Annotated in this window: 13 protein-coding genes and 2 tRNA genes; all 15 read left to right on the forward strand. The window is 49.1% G+C overall.

What is annotated here, in order from left to right:
- Positions 1-7 precede the first annotated feature (7 nt).
- The 15 genes from IM700_RS21520 (at position 8) to IM700_RS21590 (ending at position 18,261) form a co-directional block, all read left to right on the forward strand.
- Positions 8-87 (forward strand) — tRNA-Leu (locus IM700_RS21520).
- Positions 88-337: 250 nt separating this feature from the next.
- Positions 338-2,137 carry a sensor histidine kinase gene (locus tag IM700_RS21525; protein ID WP_193418970.1) on the forward strand — a complete coding sequence of 600 codons (1,800 nt, stop codon included), beginning with the start codon at positions 338-340 and terminating at the stop codon, positions 2,135-2,137.
- Positions 2,138-3,664 (forward strand): response regulator, encoded by a 1,527-nt coding sequence (locus IM700_RS23470; protein WP_193418968.1) that lies wholly within the window; start codon positions 2,138-2,140, stop codon positions 3,662-3,664. It begins immediately after the preceding gene.
- Between the two features lie 207 nt (positions 3,665-3,871).
- Complete coding sequence (locus IM700_RS21535; RefSeq protein ID WP_193418967.1) at positions 3,872-5,353, forward strand: ABC transporter substrate-binding protein; 1,482 nt, start codon at positions 3,872-3,874, stop codon at positions 5,351-5,353.
- 93 nt (positions 5,354-5,446) lie between these two features.
- The gene (locus IM700_RS21540; RefSeq protein ID WP_193418965.1) at positions 5,447-6,385 is read left to right on the forward strand and encodes an ABC transporter permease; all 939 of its coding nucleotides are present in this window, start codon (positions 5,447-5,449) and stop codon (positions 6,383-6,385) included.
- Between the two features lie 77 nt (positions 6,386-6,462).
- Positions 6,463-7,323: a carbohydrate ABC transporter permease gene (locus IM700_RS21545; RefSeq protein WP_193418977.1), complete on the forward strand. Its 861-nt coding sequence runs from the start codon at positions 6,463-6,465 to the stop codon at positions 7,321-7,323.
- A 43-nt stretch (positions 7,324-7,366) separates the two neighbouring features.
- Positions 7,367-10,522 (forward strand): alpha-mannosidase, encoded by a 3,156-nt coding sequence (locus IM700_RS21550; protein ID WP_193418975.1) that lies wholly within the window; start codon positions 7,367-7,369, stop codon positions 10,520-10,522.
- Between the two features lie 54 nt (positions 10,523-10,576).
- Positions 10,577-11,650 (forward strand): Gfo/Idh/MocA family protein, encoded by a 1,074-nt coding sequence (locus IM700_RS21555; protein WP_193418964.1) that lies wholly within the window; start codon positions 10,577-10,579, stop codon positions 11,648-11,650.
- A gap of 71 nt (positions 11,651-11,721) precedes the next feature.
- Positions 11,722-12,690, forward strand: a complete 969-nt coding sequence (locus IM700_RS21560; RefSeq protein WP_193418962.1) for a sugar phosphate isomerase/epimerase family protein — start codon at positions 11,722-11,724, stop codon at positions 12,688-12,690.
- A 144-nt stretch (positions 12,691-12,834) separates the two neighbouring features.
- Positions 12,835-12,908 (forward strand) — tRNA-Pro (locus IM700_RS21565).
- A gap of 279 nt (positions 12,909-13,187) precedes the next feature.
- On the forward strand, positions 13,188-13,736 hold the full coding sequence (locus IM700_RS21570) for a BofC C-terminal domain-containing protein (RefSeq protein WP_239484122.1): 549 nt from the start codon (positions 13,188-13,190) through the stop codon (positions 13,734-13,736).
- A gap of 219 nt (positions 13,737-13,955) precedes the next feature.
- Complete coding sequence (gene ruvC, locus IM700_RS21575) at positions 13,956-14,459, forward strand: crossover junction endodeoxyribonuclease RuvC (RefSeq protein ID WP_155608754.1); 504 nt, start codon at positions 13,956-13,958, stop codon at positions 14,457-14,459.
- Positions 14,456-15,076 (forward strand): Holliday junction branch migration protein RuvA, encoded by a 621-nt coding sequence (ruvA, locus tag IM700_RS21580; protein WP_193418958.1) that lies wholly within the window; start codon positions 14,456-14,458, stop codon positions 15,074-15,076. Before ruvC ends, ruvA begins: the two co-directional genes overlap by 4 nt.
- A 32-nt stretch (positions 15,077-15,108) precedes the next feature.
- Positions 15,109-16,113 (forward strand): Holliday junction branch migration DNA helicase RuvB, encoded by a 1,005-nt coding sequence (gene ruvB / locus IM700_RS21585; RefSeq protein WP_155608760.1) that lies wholly within the window; start codon positions 15,109-15,111, stop codon positions 16,111-16,113.
- Between the two features lie 48 nt (positions 16,114-16,161).
- Positions 16,162-18,261 (forward strand): SpoIID/LytB domain-containing protein, encoded by a 2,100-nt coding sequence (locus IM700_RS21590; RefSeq protein WP_239484123.1) that lies wholly within the window; start codon positions 16,162-16,164, stop codon positions 18,259-18,261.
- Position 18,262 lies beyond the last annotated feature (1 nt).

Raw genomic sequence — 18,262 nt, forward strand, 5'->3', positions numbered from 1 at the left:
TTTCCTTGCCGGTGTGGCGGAATTGGCAGACGCGCGCGACTCAAAATCGTGAGGGAAACCGTGGGGGTTCGAGTCCCTTCACCGGCATCAAACTAAACAGATTTATAAATACACCCTAGTGTGATATTTATAAATCTGTTTTTCTTTTGCCTTTTTTTCATGTTCCATGCAATGTTTCTTCGGAATGCGAATCTAATCATTCCCTCCCCACTCCTTATCAGACTTTTCTTTATTGAAAAATCAAATCTTACAAGCATATAATGAAGACTCAAAGCAGATCAGGTCGTTATTGGTCAGGCTTGGATGAAATCGTAAATGATTACAGGAGGAAGCTGCTTTGTTAAGTAGTTGGTATCAGACTTTTATTAAAGACAAGACGCTCTCGAAGATGGTGGTTATATATAGTCTGATAGCCATCGTTACTGTGATAGGCATCGCCCAAGCGATCTTTAGGAGCATGTTGGATTCGGCCGTGCAAAGTCAGATGGAAATCCAACGCAGAGCCTTGGACAGTATAAATGACTACGTGCAGAAAAATGTGGACTATGTGGAGCAGATTACAAACGAAATATATAGTCAATCAGCGCTTGCGGATAATGTGTCTTTTTTTCTCATGCACAATTACAACGAATATGTAAACTACAGATTGGAGAAACTCACCGGTTCCGGCGCCTCATACTGGGATGCCGCGAGTTTCTTTGTTAGGAAAATGGATGCCAATCCCGCGATTAAAGAGCTCATTCTTTATGGGGAGGATAGTCAGCAAGTATACGATTTCTGGCATGGGCGATTGAAGTCCTATCAAGTAAACGCCGAGAAATCCTATGTGCCGGGAGCCATCATGAACGAAACCGCTCGGATCTCTGTCCCTAATCTATGGCTTGAAAAGCTGGTCGATAAGAACCAGGAACGGATGTACACGGCGCGTACGAACATCACAAACCGGTATAATCTAAAGACGGTTGGACATCTGCTGGTATACTATGATTCCGACCAAATCGGCTCAGCCATAGCCCCATACGAAAATAAGCTTAAAGGTAATTTATTGGTGCTCACCCCAAAGGGCAAGGTGATTTATGATCGGTCCGGCCAATATTATAACGAACCGTATCCATATGGCGAGCAAGTTCTATCTTACAATGGTTCGGCCATTTTGAAGGAAAATTCATGGATTAGCGCTGTCCAAAATAATAATGGTTACATTGTGCTAAGTGTCGTTCCCAAGGCGGAAATCAATGCCGGATTAGTGGATATTCAGCGAACTATTGTGATTTTGAGCATGGCTTGCATACTTGTCATCATTTTGATTCCCTTTGGATTCGTGATGAATTATACCAAACAGATGCATCTGATTATCCATTCAATGCGCAGTGTTGAAACAGGGGAATTGAGCGTTCGCATTCCCGTTAAAAGGAAGGATGAATTAGGGCTGATCGCAGGCAGTTTCAACCAAATGCTGAATAAACTTACCCACCATATTAACCGAAGTTATAAGGCGGAAGCAGAGCAAAGCCGGGCGGAAATGACCGCGCTTCAGGCTCGCGTGAACCCGCATTTCTTGTTCAATACACTGGAAGTCATCCGAATGAGAGCCGTCTCGTTGGGCGTAACGGAAGTAGGGGACATGGTCTACAATCTGGCGAACTTATTTCGGAATCTAGTCGAGGAAGAGATGTTTGTAAGCCTTCAGCAAGAGATGGAGAACAGCAGGATGTATCTGGAATTGTTCAAGTCTCGTTACCAGGATAATTTCAGCTATGAGATCCGATTGGACCCTCGAACGGCGGACCATTGCATTGTAAAGTTGTCGCTACAGGTCATCATTGAGAACTTTATCGTTCACGGTTTGCGCGACGACGATATCATCAACCGCATTGAGGTGAGTTCCGAACTAAAGGACGAACTTGTATCAATTGTTGTCAGCGACAATGGAGTAGGGATGAGCGAGGAGAGGTTAAATGCAATCCGACAATCTTTGTCACAACCTGATTCAGGCAGCAAATCCTTCGGACTTCGTAGTGTATACCAACGGCTGATTTATATCTATGGCGATGAATGTACCATGGATTTGGACAGCAGGTATGGCGAAGGAACAACGGTAATAATCAGTATGCCTTACGTGAAGGGAGATTTATAGGTGTACAAAGTTCTTCTTGTAGATGATGAGAAATATATTCTTGAAGGTCTAAGCAGCTTAATCGATTGGGGAGCAATGGGACTGGAAATCGTGGGAATGGCAAAGGGAGGAAGGAAAGCCCTTGAACTGCTTGCCACCACGAAAGTGGATGTTTTGATTACGGATATCTCCATGCCGGGAATGAACGGGTTGGAGTTAATCCGCAAGGCACGTCAAGACGATGATCAACTCAAGGTCATCATTTTGAGTGGTTACAATGAATTCGACTATCTCAAGGAAGGGATGAGTCTGGGCATTGAGAATTATCTCTTGAAGCCGGTCAATGTGTCTGAACTCACCCAAACTTTGAGCACGCTCATGGACAAGTTGGAGGCTGCCAGACCCAATTACGATGATTTAAATGACATTTACATTATCAGAAATAACACCCTTCATCGCTGGATGACCAGGCAAATCGCGGCAGCTGAGTGGAAAGAGCGCTGTAAGCTGCTTCAGCTTGGCCCTACTCGCCAATACAGATTGGCCGCAGTTGCCAGGAAGGGAGACTATGCAGACCGGTTATTTGATGAATTGGACGAGACGAAGGGCAATCAAGCCCCGTGGGTCTACCGCGATCTTGATGGGGATGTGGCCATCATATTTCAGTCGGACAATGAGGGAGGGTTGAGCGAGTTTGCCCAAAGGTTTCTGCAAGAGTGGTGCTCGAGAGTTGGACAGGAAGAGCGAAACGATATCCGGATCGGACTTGGACGAGTCGAGGCTACGGAGGACTCTGATTCTCTGAGCTATGACGAGGCGAAACAGGCATTGGATTATTTCCTGCTGTTTCCCAGAGAAACAATTTTCCAATATGAGAAAATGAACATGTCTAAAGTGTTGATACGTTCGGAAAGCAGCATCAGCTGGGAACAGTATATCCAATTGCTTCATACCCGGGACGCCGATAGACTGAAAGACGTGATTCAAGAAGATTTTGTCAAGCTGCAGCAACAGGAGGGCATGACGCCTCGGCACTTATGGAGAATTGCCGCTGAGGTTATGATCCGCCTTAAGCTGGCCGTGGAAGAAGTAAGACCTGCGGATCCTGCGCTGGAGGAGAAGTTTTCCGATCATCTAGATCTTCTTCATAACACAGTAGAATGGGCAGGATTTATGGAAATACTGAGAAATATGGCGCAAATGTCAGTGGACACGTTACAGGCGGCCAATTACAGCCCTGTGATCCAGCAAGTATTAAAGCTGGTGAAAGATACGTATACCGAGAACTGGACACTCATGCAGTTGGGGGATCGGTTTCACACGCATCCTGTCTACTTGGGCCAACTGTTCCGCAAGGAAACGGGTGTGAGCTTTGCCGGATACGTGAACCGCTACCGAATTGAGCAGGCGAAGAGATTACTGCGAGAAACGAACCTGAAGGTCAATCAAGTGGCTCGTGAAGTCGGATATTGGGAAGTTGCTTATTTTTATAGGCAGTTCCGAAAATATGTCGGGGTCTCACCAATGGAATATAAATCACTCGTATGAAAACGGGTGAGCAACGAAACGCCGTTATCGTCGATACATAAACGGCGTTTTTATTATGAAGTGCTGCTATGCTCCGAGGGGTATCGCACCTTTCTTTAGTTTGGTTAAGGTATCTTAGTTTTGTCTTCTGTTGGAACGGACGGATTTTTGATAGCCTGAAAATGTAAGAGTAAAGCGGTTTCAAAACAAAAGGGAGGTTAACGCAAGATGAAAAAGAATTTCAAACTATCTCTGATTTTGGTCCTCGTATTGGCATGTACGACAATCTTGTCGGCCTGCGGCGGAACCGGCAAAGAGAAGGAGGCCGAAGGCACCGGCAACAGCGGGGCTGCAAAGCCGGTGGAGTTGATCTGGTATAACATTGGCACGCCTCAGAAGGATACCGATATGGTCATGGCTGAAGTGAGCAAGTATACCGCGGAGAAAATTGGGGTCACCGTAAAGATGAAACAAATCGACTTTGGCGACTACACGCAAAAAATGCAGGTTCTGACGCAATCCGGTGAGCCCATGGATATTCTGTTTACGGCTTCGTGGGGGTTTGATTATGTACAGAATGCAAGAAAAGGCGCATTCATGGAATTGAATGATCTTCTGGATAAATACGGGCAGGGAATCAAGGAAACGCTGGATCCCGCATTTCTGGAAGGATCCAAGGTGGATGGGAAGAACTATGGGATTCCCGCCAATAAGGAGCTTCCCGCCCAGGATGTCTGGCGTTTCAATAAGCAATGGCTCGACAAGTACAATTTGGATATTTCGGGCGTAAGAAGCCTGGAAAGTCTGGAGCCGCTCTTGAAAACGATTAAAGAAAACGAGCCCGGTGTAGTTCCGTTCATGATTGACCGAAACTTTATTCCTAATCTTCCCTATGATTACGTTATTCAGAATCTCCCAATGGCTGTGAAGCTCGATACGAACGACTTTAAAGTGGTTAATATTCTGGAAACTCCTGAGTTGAAGCAGTCTTTGGCGACAATGCGCAAATACTATCAGGCAGGATATATCGATCCTGAGGTAGCAACGACGACAGAAACTTCAGACTTAACCAAAACAGGCAACTGGTTTGTAGACCGTCCAACGACCCAACCGTTTGCTGATAATTTGTGGACGGCTTCCCTCGGCTATCCGGTAGTTTCTACACCGGCGACGGATCCTATCATTTACAATTGGTCGGTTATGGGATCCCTGCAGGCGATTTCCGCAAATTCTAAGCATCCGGTAGAAGCCATGAAGTTCCTCAATCTGCTGAATACCGATGCGTATCTGCGTAACTTGGTAGACTCCGGCATTGAGGGCGTGCACTATGAGAAGATCGGAGACAATGTTGCTAAAAATTTGGACAAATCGAGAGATTACGATATGCCTTCGTTTGCCATTGGAAACATGATGCTGACTTACTTGACTGAGGGGGATCCTGCAGATAAATGGGATGGCTTCCGCAAATTTAATGAAGAAGGAGTACCTGCTCCACTCTTGGGCTTTAATTTTAACGGCAATGATGTGTTACCGGAGTTAGCCGCATTGAATAATGCAAAGGATCAATTCTGGGCGCCGTTGATGACGGGTTCCGTAGATCCGGACAAATATTTGCCAAAAGCAATTGAGGAGCTAAAAGCAGCCGGATTGGATAAGATCATCGAAGAAACTCAAAGACAGCTGGATGAATGGCGCGCGACGCAGAAATAATGAATCAGAAACGGAGACAAGCGAACCAGACTGGGGTTACCCCAGTCTGGTTCGCTCCTAAACATCGAATAAAGTTTGGATAGGAGGAACGAAATGCATGCGATCCGCCATTTTTTTAAAGACTTTCACAAGAATTTACCTATTTTGCTAATGGTTCTGCCAGGAGCCATCGGTTTTATTATTTTTTCCTATTTGCCGATGGGGGGGACGTTGCTTGCCTTCAAGCAGTACCGATATAACGGTGAGGGCTTTTTGTCCAGCTTTTTAAGCAGCGAATGGGTAGGGATCAGAAACTTTACCTTTCTATTTGGTACCAATGATGCCTATATCATTACCCGAAATACGCTACTTTACAATATAGCCTTTATTACGCTAGGCACTTTAGCTGCTGTCATTATGGCGATCCTATTATCGGAGATCGTGAACAAGCGCTTGTCCAAGCTATATCAGACGGGAATGTTTCTTCCTCATTTCATGTCCTTTGTGATTGTCGGTTTTTTTGTTTACAGCTTCTTGAATGCGGATAAAGGACTACTTAACAGCGTGTTGAGCGGTTTCGGTTTGCAAGAAATATCGTGGTACGCTACGCCTGAATACTGGCCTTACATTCTCATTATAACGAACCTGTGGAAAAGCATAGGTTATACCAGTGTGGTCTATTTAGCGGCCATTACTGGATTTGACCGTTCATTATACGAAGCCGCCATGATTGATGGAGCCAGCAAATGGAGGCAGATTCGCAGCATTACGATCCCTCTCTTAAAGCCGTTGATCATTATCATGACATTATTGGCTATCGGTAGAATCTTTTATGCGGACTTTGGATTGTTTTACAACGTTCCGCGCAACTCGGGCGCACTGTATCCAGTGACGAATGTCATCGATACTTATGTGTATCGCGGATTGAATGCTACCGGTGAAATGGGAATGGCGACGGCGGCAGGATTTTATCAGTCCATCATTGGGTTTATTCTGGTCATCACTTCAAATTACACCGTTCGTAAACTCGATAAAGACAGCGCGTTGTTTTAATAGATTTATGGAAGCGAGGAAAGCTTGTGGCTAGCAAATCCAAAACATATCGGGATATTCATAGTCTCTCGCCACGTATGAACCTGATACTTAATGTGGTCGTCGCAATATGTGCCTTAATTTGTGTATTTCCGTTTGCTTTTGTCGTGATTCTCTCCTTCACGGACGAAAAAAGCCTGGCCTATCATGGCTATCGCCTGATTCCTGAAAAATGGAGCACGTATGCGTACGAGTATCTATTTCAGAATGGCTCTCAGCTTTTGCGATCCTACGGAGTCACCATTACCGTAACGGTAGTGGGGACAGTGCTTAGTCTTTTAGTCATTGCCTTGTATGCTTATGGAATCTCTCGATCCAGCTTTAAATACCGCAGTTTTTTTTCGTTTTTGGCGTTATTCACCATGCTGTTCAACGGTGGACTTGTACCGACTTTTATCGTGGTCACCCAGGTACTTCATTTGAAGGATACACTATGGGCACTGATCTTACCCATGGCGATGAATGCTTTCTATATTATGATCATGCGTACATTCTTCAAAGGCCTTCCGGATGGAATTATCGAATCGGGAAAAATTGATGGAGCCAGCGAGTTTCAAATTTTCGCCAGAATTGTGTTGCCGCTTTCCTTGCCGGGCTTGGCTACCATTGGTTTATTCTGCACGCTCGGGTACTGGAACGACTGGTTTAATGCCTTGCTGTATATCGACAATCCCGACCTGGTTCCGTTGCAATCCATGCTGATGCGGATTGAGAGCAGCATGGCCTTTATTCTGCAGAATGCAAAAAACAGCGGTTTAGGGAGCGTGGCAGCGAGCTTGCCTCAAGAGACTTCGCGTATGGCCATGGTTGTACTGGCTACAGGTCCGATCGTGTTGGCCTATCCGTTTTTCCAGCGTTTTTTCATCCAGGGTCTAACCGTAGGCTCGTTAAAAGAATAATGGAAATGCAGCAATCGCTGTACACCGGGAATGGAGTGCAATGATGAATAGAATTGATCGACTAATCCGCCATTTAAGCGAACTGCAATGGAAGGATTCGCAAACACTGACTACCTGGAAAATCAAGCGGGGACGCTACCTTCTCCCCGGCGAATATGATTGGGAAGAGGAAATATCAGTTGAGTTTGCGGGAGATGCACTGAACGGGGCTGCCGGAACTACGTATTTGCTGCGAAAAAGCGTGGTTGTCCCTGCGGAGTGGACCGCCGAGGATGTAGGATTGGTGTTCGAATCCAACGGTGAAGGACTGCTGCGAATCAACGGCCATTCCTATCATGGCTTGGACAGTAATCATTGCTTTATTCCTATGGATCCGCGTGAGGTCGGGTACCTTCCGGAATTGGAAATTGAATTGATGGACCCGGAACCGAATCCGGATGATCGCCTGAACCAACAATTCAATCCGCGAAGACAACCGATAGCCGACTTAAACGTTAGGCTCGTCATAGTAAACCGGCCCATCCGAAGTCTGTTGTATACGATAACTGTGGCGGCGGGATCCGCAGCGTTGCTGCCGGAACGGAGCCTTGAGAAGAACCGCCTGATGGAGGCGCTTTACAGGGTACATGACGCCTTTGCGTATTTGTCCGGGGACGCGGAGGAGGATCGGGCGGTGTTTCCGGACCCGGAAGAGGTCCAACGGCTTGAAGAAATGCTGCTCCATGCACTCCGCGAGGACTCGACGGGCAAAAAAGCGGGCGTGATGCACATGGTAGCCCAGTCCCATATTGATATTGCATGGCTGTGGCCTATACGGGAAACCGTGCGGAAAGGCAGCCGCACGTTCTCGACGGCTCTTCGTTTGATTGAGGAGTTTCCGGAGTTTCATTACGCCCAGAGCCAACCGCAATTGTATGCCTATGTCAAAGAGCATGATCCCGAGCTCTACGGCCGCGTCAGGGAACAGATAGCCAAGGGACGGTGGGAGCTGGTAGGGGGGATGTGGGTTGAACCGGACCTGAACATTCCCAGCGGCGAATCCTTGGTGCGACAAAGTTTGTATGGACAGAAGTTTTATATGGAGGAGTTCAGCAAACGCTCCTTTATTGAATGGTTACCGGATACCTTCGGATATTGCGCTTCCCTGCCGCAGATTTTAAAGCTTTCCGGGGTCGAGTACTTTATGACCAGCAAGTTGAATTGGAGCGATACCAATCCGTTCCCTTACGACATTTTTCATTGGGTAGGAATAGATGGAACGAGTATTCTTTCTTACCTGAATCATGGTTTAGGCGAGGATACCCGCCCGAAGGATATCAGAGAGCATTGGGACTTCTTCCGACAAAAAGACGTTCATGACGAAGAAATGCTGCTCTATGGTCATGGTGATGGGGGCGGCGGGGCGACTAGAGAAATGGTCGAGTACGTTGCGCGATCCGCCAATCTCCCCGGATTGCCTGTCAGTAAGTTCAGTACGGCCGAGGAGTACTTCCGCGGACTGGACGCTTCGGCAGAATCGTTTCCTAAATGGTATGGTGATCTGTATTTGGAATATCACCGCGGAACCTATACATCCCAGGCGAGAAACAAGCAGATGAACCGGAAGATGGAGCTGTTATTCCGGGAAGCGGAGGTATGGAGTAGTTTGGCGACTAGCGTGAATAGTGAATCCGCATCGAATAGGGGGTTCGCGACGTCTTTGGAAGAAGGCTGGAAGCTGATTTTGCTAAATCAATTCCATGATATTATTCCAGGATCCTCCATTCCCGAGGTATACGAGACTTCTTCAAGGGAGTATGCCAAAGTGGCTCAAATCGGCCGTTCGGTTTTGAGAAGCGGGATTGCCAGTTTACTTTCGAAAATTAGCGTTGCGGGAGAGGGCATCCCTTACGTCGTTTTCAACAGTTTGGGCTGGGAACGAAATGCCGTGATTCAACTTCGGTTGGAAGCAGCGACAGTTGCGTGGGTGGTTGACAGTCAAGGGAGAACCCTGAAATCCCAGGTGATTGAGGACGAGAATGGACGCTATCTGCTGACGGAACTGCCTGCGGTTCCCGCATTCGGTTATACAACGGTATGGCTGCGTACGAAGCCATTGGACGTTACGCGGAATCAGATTGACACTGAGCAGCAAGCGGGTGCGGTTCAGCCGTTACGCTGGGAAACGGATACCTACGTACTTGAGTTTAACGAGCGCGGAGAGATTACTCGCTGGCGGGATAAGGAAGAGAAACGCGAACTGCTGATAGGCGGAAGGGTAGCCAATGAATTTCAGTTCTTCCATGACCGGCCCGTGGAGTGGGATGCGTGGGACGTAGATCATCGTTACGCCAAGCAGTCTGCCGGAACGGCGAAACTGGAATCTTTCGAGGTCATAGAAAACGGAAGCGTCAGAGATGTGCTGCGTTTACGCTGGTCTTGGAGCCGATCTACGATTGCGCAGGATATCGTCTTCCAAAAGGGCATGCGAAGAGTGGACTTCAAGACTTCTGTGAACTGGCAGGAAAGTCATAAATTATGGAAAGTAGCTTTTCCCGTGGATCTTATTGCTACCAAGGCCACTTATGAGATTCCGTTCGGCGCTTTGGAACGTTCCACGACGAATAATACGAGTTGGGATCAAGCCCAGTTCGAAGTTTGCGGGCATCGCTGGGCCGATCTATCCGAGGGCGGTTACGGAGTCAGCCTCCTGAACGACAGCAAATACGGATATGACATAAAGGAGGGTGTCTTGAGACTCTCCTTGTTGAGAGCACCGAAATGGCCGGACAAGCATGCGGATTTGGGGCAGCATGAGTTCACTTATTCGCTATATCCGCATCGCGGGAACTGGCGGGAGGCGAGTGTCGTACGTACCGCTGCGGAATTAAACCAGCCAGTGGTCGTTGAGCAAGCCAAGATTCAGGTAGGAATTCTGCCAGGCGATAATTCGTTCTTCCGTCTAGTTAGCGATCATGTCATATTGGATACGATTAAAATGGCAGAAGACAAAAAAGGAACGATTCTGCGCTTTTACGAGTCGTCAGGGGCTCGTGAACAAATTCGCTTGAACTGGAAGCTTCCTATGCTTAAAGCCATGGTGGTTAATCTAATGGAAGAAGAAATAGAAGAAGCATTGGTGCATGACGGAGAGCTCTATCTTGATTTTCGTCCTTATGAGATCAAGACCGTAAAGCTGATTCATGAAAATGGCTGCTAATGGCTGTTACTAAAGAACGAGGATTTCAAATGAGTTATTCGCAGGAGGCGGAACATGACATTAAAAGTTGGGTTTATCGGATGCGGCGGGATTGCAAAGGGCAAGCATATGCCAGCACTTTCAGAGGTCAAAGAGGTAGAAATGGTGGCATTTTGCGATATCGTTGTGGAGCGAGCAGAAGAAGCCAAAGAAAAATTCGGTACCCAGGATGCGCAGGTCTTTGATGATTTCAAGCAAATGTTAGCGAACACCGATTTGGATGTGGTCCATGTTTGTACTCCGAACTCTTCTCATGCCGAATTATCCATTGCGGCCATGGAAGCGGGCTGCCACGTGATGTGCGAAAAACCGATGGCGAAAACTTCCGAAGAAGCAAGAAGCATGGTTGAAGCGTCCAAGCGCACCGGTAAGAAATTAACGATAGGTTATCAAAACCGGTTCCGGACGGATTCAAGATATTTGCATGAGGTATGCAGAGAAGGCGAACTGGGGGAAATTTATTTTGGGAAAGCCCATGCGGTTCGTCGCCGCGCCGTCCCAACATGGGGTGTTTTCCTGGATGAAGAAGCCCAGGGCGGAGGACCATTGATTGATATCGGCACACATGCCTTAGACCTCACTCTTTGGATGATGAATAACTATAAACCTAAATACGTGGTCGGGAAAACCTATCATGCATTATCCCAAACTCCTAATGCGGCGAATGCTTGGGGATCGTGGGATCCTGCTCAATTTACCGTCGAAGATTCGGCTTTTGGTTTTGTTGTGATGGAAAATGGTGCAACGATCTTTCTGGAATCAAGCTGGGCTTTAAATAGTTTGGATACCAAAGAAGCCAAAACCACGCTGTGCGGTACTAAAGCGGGGGCCGACATGAACCATGGCTTAACCATTAATGGCGAAGATCACAGCTTGCTCTATGAGAAGAACATAAAGCTGCAACCGGGCGGTGCCGATTTCTATGATGGGGATATTGAGCGGCCGGAATTTCTAGAAGCGAATTCTTGGATCAATGCCATTCTCAATGATGCCGAACCTGTTGTGAAACCGGAAGAAGCCTTGGTGGTTACTGAAATTTTAGAGGCACTCTATAAATCTTCCAAGCTGGGCGAGCCCGTTTATCTATAAAAGAGGACCAAAGATTTCCATTCATCCGCGATGGCTATGAACCACGTGTCAAATAGAAGGGAGTACCAACCATGAAACTGGGCGTATTTACCCCGTTGTTTAACCATTTAAGCTTTGAAGAAATGATTGAGGAAGTTTCAAAAAAAGGGTTGCAAACGGTAGAAATCGGTACCGGGGGCTCTCCGGGCAACGCTCATTTGAATATTGACGAATTATTGGGAAGCCGTGATGCAAGGAAAGAGTACTTAGCTAAATTAGCCGACAGGGGATTGGAGATATCTGCCTTAAGCTGCCACCATAATCCGATCTCTCCGATCCCGGAAGTGGCGGCGGAAGCGGACGAATTACTCCGTAAAACCATAAAGTTGGCAAGTTTAATGAACATTCCCGTGGTGAACGGTTTCTCCGGCGTTTCGGGCGGGAATGCATCGGACACCCAGGTGAACTGGCCTGTATTGCCTTGGCCGACCGAATATGACGACAGCTATAATTATCAATGGGAACAAAAATTGATTCCTTACTGGAAAGAGATGAACGCGGAAGCGGAAGCCGCAGGCGTGAAGATCGGAATTGAGCTTCACGGCGGCTTCTTGGCCCATACGCCATATACGATGTTGAAATTGCGGGAATCGACCGGAAAAGCCATTGGCTGTAATTTGGACCCAAGTCATTTATGGTGGCAAGGAATTGATCCGGTAGCGGCCGTCAAAATTCTTGGCGAAGCCGGCGCAATCCACCACTTCCACGCAAAAGACACCTATTTGGATCAAGACAATATCAATATGCATGGATTAACGGACATGCAGCCCTACGGAAACGTGAAAACTCGTGCCTGGACCTTTCGCACAGTCGGCTGCGGCCATGATTTGAAAACCTGGTCGGATATCATTTCGGCCTTGCGGATCTATGGTTATGATTATGTTCTGAGTATTGAGCATGAGGATCCGCTGATGACCGTCGACGAAGGATTGACGCGTGCCGTAGCCAATTTGAAGTCAATTCTGATTCATGAACAACCTTCAGCAATGTGGTGGGCATAATAGTAGATAAACGGTATCAACAGGCAGGTTCAACGTTTTGCTTTCGGGCAAAGGGTTGATCCTGTTATTTTTTCTTGACTTCTTCCTTGAAGTCGCTATAATAGTAAAAGTGACCCGATTTTGTGCGGACACAACTTTAGTTAACGGGACGTAGCTCAGCTTGGTAGAGCACCTGGTTTGGGACCAGGGGGTCGCATGTTCGAATCGTGTCGTCCCGATCATGGAAACAGTCATCCTTTAAGGATGGCTGTTTTTGTTTTGCTTTTTTTTATGAGGCGCCGTTGTCTCCTAGAATTGAATAAACGCTCTCGCTATCGGCCACAATAGAGACAAAAGTCCGATAGAAGGGGATAACCGTGAATATCTTCCATATCAAAAAACATCTAAAAAAACGATGGAGAAGATGGAGACGCGCCATATGGACCGCCAGCGCCTTTTGTTTGATTGCGGTTATGGCCTGGATGGGGCTCCCATTATCTAATCAAATGGAAAAGCTGATGGCCCGAGAACCGATGGCGATCGAAACTTTGGGGAAGTGGCAGGAAGCTGCACCGGATGCCGATAAAGCGTGGTTGTTAGAGCTGGATGAGGATAAATCGCGAATCGTTCATTTGACGAAAATATATACCTGTGGCGAAGAAAGCACCGTTCTTGGAATTATGACCCCGGAGGAAATTACAACGCTCATGAAAGATCACCCTTCATGGGAGGGAAGACTGGGCGCAGGCGGCGACGTTTGGGTTGAGGAAAAAATCAATGGTCTTTCCGACACCTGCAAGACGAGGGGTTACATCGGTTTGGACAAGGATGGCAATTTGACGTTGTTTGACGGTCCACCGAAGAAGGAAAAGGTGATTCGTACTTTTTTTCAAATGGACGTGGAGATGATGGAGAGTGCGCTTCCGGCCGAAGTGATTCAACAACTACAGCAAGGAATTCGCATTCAGGATGTGGAAGAGTACAACAGCGTGCTGTCGACCTTTAGCGATTATGCGATTGAGCCCTCGGAAAGAGTCATGCAGCAGGATGATGAGGCATCGCGGTAGATCATCTCTCGTTGCTCCACTTTCCACCGTATGACAAGAAGGACGTTACTCCGTAACGTCTTTTTTGTGCTTTCTCCGGCAGTGCTCTCCTCTACAAAGTTTTTCCTCAATCTTTGCGATCTTTTGCTATAATAAAGTGAATACATATGTTCGCTTTACGCTGGAAGGGCTCCGTCTTAGGATCATGAGGAGTTTAGCAACGATAGGGAGAGATCAGTCTTGCGTATACTTGGAATTGACCCCGGCATCGCGATTGTCGGGTTCGGATTTATTGATAAACAAGGCAGTAAGGTGACGCCGGTGCAGTACGGCTGCATCCAAACCGAGGCTCATACGCCGGACGAAGAGCGGCTCTTGCATGTTTATGAGGCGATGGTTCAGTTAATCGACAAATACAAACCGGAAGCGGTGGCGTTTGAGAAGTTGTTTTTTAATCGGAACGTCACGACGGCGATGTCAGTTAGCCAAGCAAGGGGCGTGTTGGTACTTGCTGCGGTACAGAAGGGGCTGCCGATTGCGGAATATACCCCAATGCAAGTGAAGCAAGCGATTGTGGGTTACGGCAAGGCAGAAAAACGTCAGGTCCAGGAAATGACGCGCATGTTCCTGAAACTGCAGGCGATCCCCAAGCCGGACGATGTGGCGGACGCATTAGCGGTAGCCGTTTGCCACGCGCATTCTTACACATTAAATTCTAAAATAAACGAGGTATTGCGTTCATGATCGATTTTTTACGGGGGCAGATTGCCCATTTGGAAACAGAGTACGTCGTATTAGATGTGCAAGGGGTCGGGTATCGGGTGTTTTGTCCAAATCCGTACGCTTTGGCAGCCAAAGGGCAAGAAACGGTGACGGTCTATACCCATCACCACGTGCGTGAAGATGCCATTCTGTTGTTTGGTTTCCCGACCCGTGAGGAGCAGAAGCTGTTCCGAAAGTTGATTGAGGTGTCCGGCATCGGCCCACGTGTGGCGCTCGGGATCCTAAGCGGCGGTAGCCCGGACCATGTGGTGGCGGCGATCCATCAAGAGAATATCGCATTTCTGACCAAGCTGCCGGGAATTGGGAAGAAGACGGCACAGCGGATGATTCTAGACCTTAAGGACAAGCTGGAGGGCGTCGGCGGCACATTATTTGATCCGGTGCCTGCTGTCATTGGAGAAGCCGGGCTAGACGCCGGCAACCCGGGGTGGCCAGAGGCTCGCGAGGGCCTGAAGGCGCTGGGGTACACCGAGGCTGAGCTGGACAGGGTATGGCATCGTTTGAAAGACGATGTCGGGCCGGACGAGGCGGTGGATTCCGTCATGAAGAAGGCGCTCAAGCTGCTGTACGCCGGTTAAGGATAAGGACAGGAAGGGGAGCTTAGCGCATGATGGAGGACCGGATCATCTCCGCGAATTTGATGATGGAAGACCAGGCGGTGGAATTAAGCCTGCGGCCTCGTTATTTGGCGGAATATATCGGACAAAACCAGATCAAGGAAAACTTGAAAATATATATTGAAGCGGCGAAAATGCGTAAGGAAGCGTTGGATCACGTACTGTTATACGGACCACCGGGGCTTGGCAAAACGACGCTTGCGAATATCATTGCGAATGAACTTGGCGTCAATTTGCGGACAACTTCGGGACCGGCCATTGAGCGGCCGGGGGATTTGGCCGCGCTGCTGACCAATCTGCAGGAGGGGGACGTCTTATTTATCGATGAGATCCACCGTTTGCATCGGACGGTGGAAGAAGTGCTGTATCCAGCGATGGAGGATTTTGCGCTCGATATCATGATCGGCAAGGGGCCGAGCGCACGCTCTGTTCGGTTGGATCTGCCGCCGTTCACGTTGGTTGGCGCCACCACACGGGCGGGGCTCCTGTCGGCGCCGTTACGTGACCGTTTCGGGGTGGTCAGCCGCCTTGAGTTTTATAATATCGATGAGCTCAGCTATATCGTATCGCGGGGCGCGGACATTTTCGGCATTGAAATGGTTGGAGACGCGGCTACGGAAATCGCGCTTCGTTCGCGCGGGACGCCTCGGATCGCCAATCGCTTGCTAAAGCGGGTTCGCGATTATGCACAGGTACGCGGCGACGGCATGATTACCACGGAGATCGCCAAAGAAGCGCTGCAATTGCTGCAGGTTGACCCTATGGGGCTAGACCTGATCGACCATAAAATGCTGCGAGCGATGATCATGAGTTTCCGGGGCGGCCCCGTCGGGCTGGATACCATCGCCGCAACCATCGGCGAGGAGAGCCAGACGATCGAGGACGTGTACGAGCCGTATTTGCTGCAAATCGGTTTTCTGCAGCGGACCCCACGAGGGCGGATGGTGACGCCGGCGGCGTATCAACATCTGGGTTTGCCGATGCCGGAAACGCCTTAACCTTAACTTGATATAGCCCAACGTCATCATGAAGGAGGAGAAGCGGGTTTGAAACGTATAAAACGGACATTTTCGTTAGGTCGATGGGGGAAAGGAATTCTCGCCGGCTTGCTGCTGGCCGGGGGCGTGTACCTTCCGGCAGCGGCCGACCAATCGGACACAACGCGCGTGCGGGTGGCCATGTACTTGGATTTGGGCAGCACGTATAAATCGACGACCCCGGCAGTCACGCTGAAAACAACGGCGCCTGCAGAAGCAGGGTTTGCATTCAACTCGGTGTTGGAGCCTTGGCTCCAACTGGGAGCGGGTGAAACCGCAAGATTCAGCGTCAGCGGTTATAAGGTCAAAGCGTTAGAATCCGCGGATTGGGCCGCGGTTGCCGCGGCGGTCAAGAAGCTGCAAGGCACGTCGGATAAGCCGGTAGCCTACGCGGTAGACCTAGCTGGAGGTGCGGCATACCGCGTGTATACGGGGCCTTACGTCAGCGCGGCAGAAGCCCAGAAAGCGGCTGACCGGGTCAGCCAAACGTTGTCCGCTTCCTTGAAAGGCGGCAAAGCCGAAGCACGCGGGCCGTTGTACGTATCCGCGGGTTCGTTTGCAAGTCAGGCGGAAGCCGTGAATCTTCGCCAAACCCTATCCGCGCAGCATGCGGAGGCGGTAGTGGTAATGACCGGACCGCAGCAATATGCGGTATGGGTTGGCGGCGCGCTAAGCGCATCGGAGCAATCTGCGCTGCAAACCGAGCTATCCGGACTGTATCCGGGGCTTTCCTGGGCCCCGGTGAACGAGAATGTCCCGGCCCTACTGCTGCACCGCGACGTGACGTTGAATTTGGACGCTCCTGCAGGCGTCGACCACTACGAACTTAGCGGAGAAGGCACCAAGTTAACGATCCGGGACGACGGCAATTCCCCGATCCAGGTTGTGGAGCGTTTTGCACGTAGTTACCGTGGTGATTTTGAGATCAGTAAAATGAACGGTCAGCTGGCTCTGGTCAACGAGCTGCCCTTAGAACAATATCTGTATTCCGTTGTCGCCGGTGAAGTCCCGTCGTCGTGGCCTCAAGAGGCGCTGAAAGCCCAGGCGGTCGCGGCGCGCAGTTATGCCCTGTACAATGCAGGACTAAACAAATTTAAAGTAGCCGGGCTTGTGGACACAACCTTAAGCCAAGTTTACAACGGTACGGAGAAGGAAGTACCCAGTATTGTCCAAGCGGTTGATGCCACGGCCGGTGAGGTGCTGGTTGCGGCGAATGGACAAATCGTGGAAGGCATTTTCGCGTCCAACAGCGGCGGCGTGACGGCGGATTCGAGCGAGGTTTGGGGGAATGTCAATCCGATTTACTCCAGCGTGACAAGCGATGGGGATGAATCGGCACAAGCCTCCTTGAAATCGTGGTATCATGTACTGCTGTCCAGTGGGGTTACAGGATATGTTCGGGAGGATAATACGGCGTTAAACGGAACGACGCCAGCGGGCTTGCAGAAGTTGACGGTGACTACAAGCAACGTCTTGGTCCGTAAGCTGCCGCTCATTCAATCGGAAGTTGATCCGGTCGCCAAGCTGAATCCAGGTGACCTGGCCATCGTTTTGGACAAGGTGCCTGAATCCAGCTCCTATGCTTGGATTCGCGGACCTTTCAGCTCGGATGATTTAGTGAAGTCCCTTAAGGGAAAAACGTCTACGGAAGCACCGTCCCCTATTTTGAATCTGGAAGTCACCAAGCGTGGACCGTCCGGACGAGTAACGCAGGTCAAAGCTAACGGGCAACCGCTTGACGTCAAATATCCGGATTCGTATCGCTCTGCCTTAAACAGCTTACCTAGCACTTTGTTTGATATCGTTCAAACCGGACGGTATACTGTACAAGGTGCAGGAGGAAATACAGGAACAGGTACTGCCACGTCGGCAACGACGATACAGTCGGCATCAGGCAAGACGACGGCAAACAGCGGTTTAGTCGTGCTGAGCGGCGACAAGACGGCGCGCGTGATTGGGTCGACAAACCAATTTGTCTTCGTTGGCCGCGGAAACGGGCACGGCCTGGGGCTCTCGCAGTGGGGGGCTAAAGGATTGGCCGACGGCGGGTATGATTACCGGCAAATCTTGCAACACTACTACCAAAATGTGACTATCGTTAAGGAATGAA

The sequence above is a fragment of the Paenibacillus rhizolycopersici genome (assembly GCF_014947195.2).
Classification (GTDB): domain Bacteria; phylum Bacillota; class Bacilli; order Paenibacillales; family Paenibacillaceae; genus Fontibacillus; species Fontibacillus rhizolycopersici.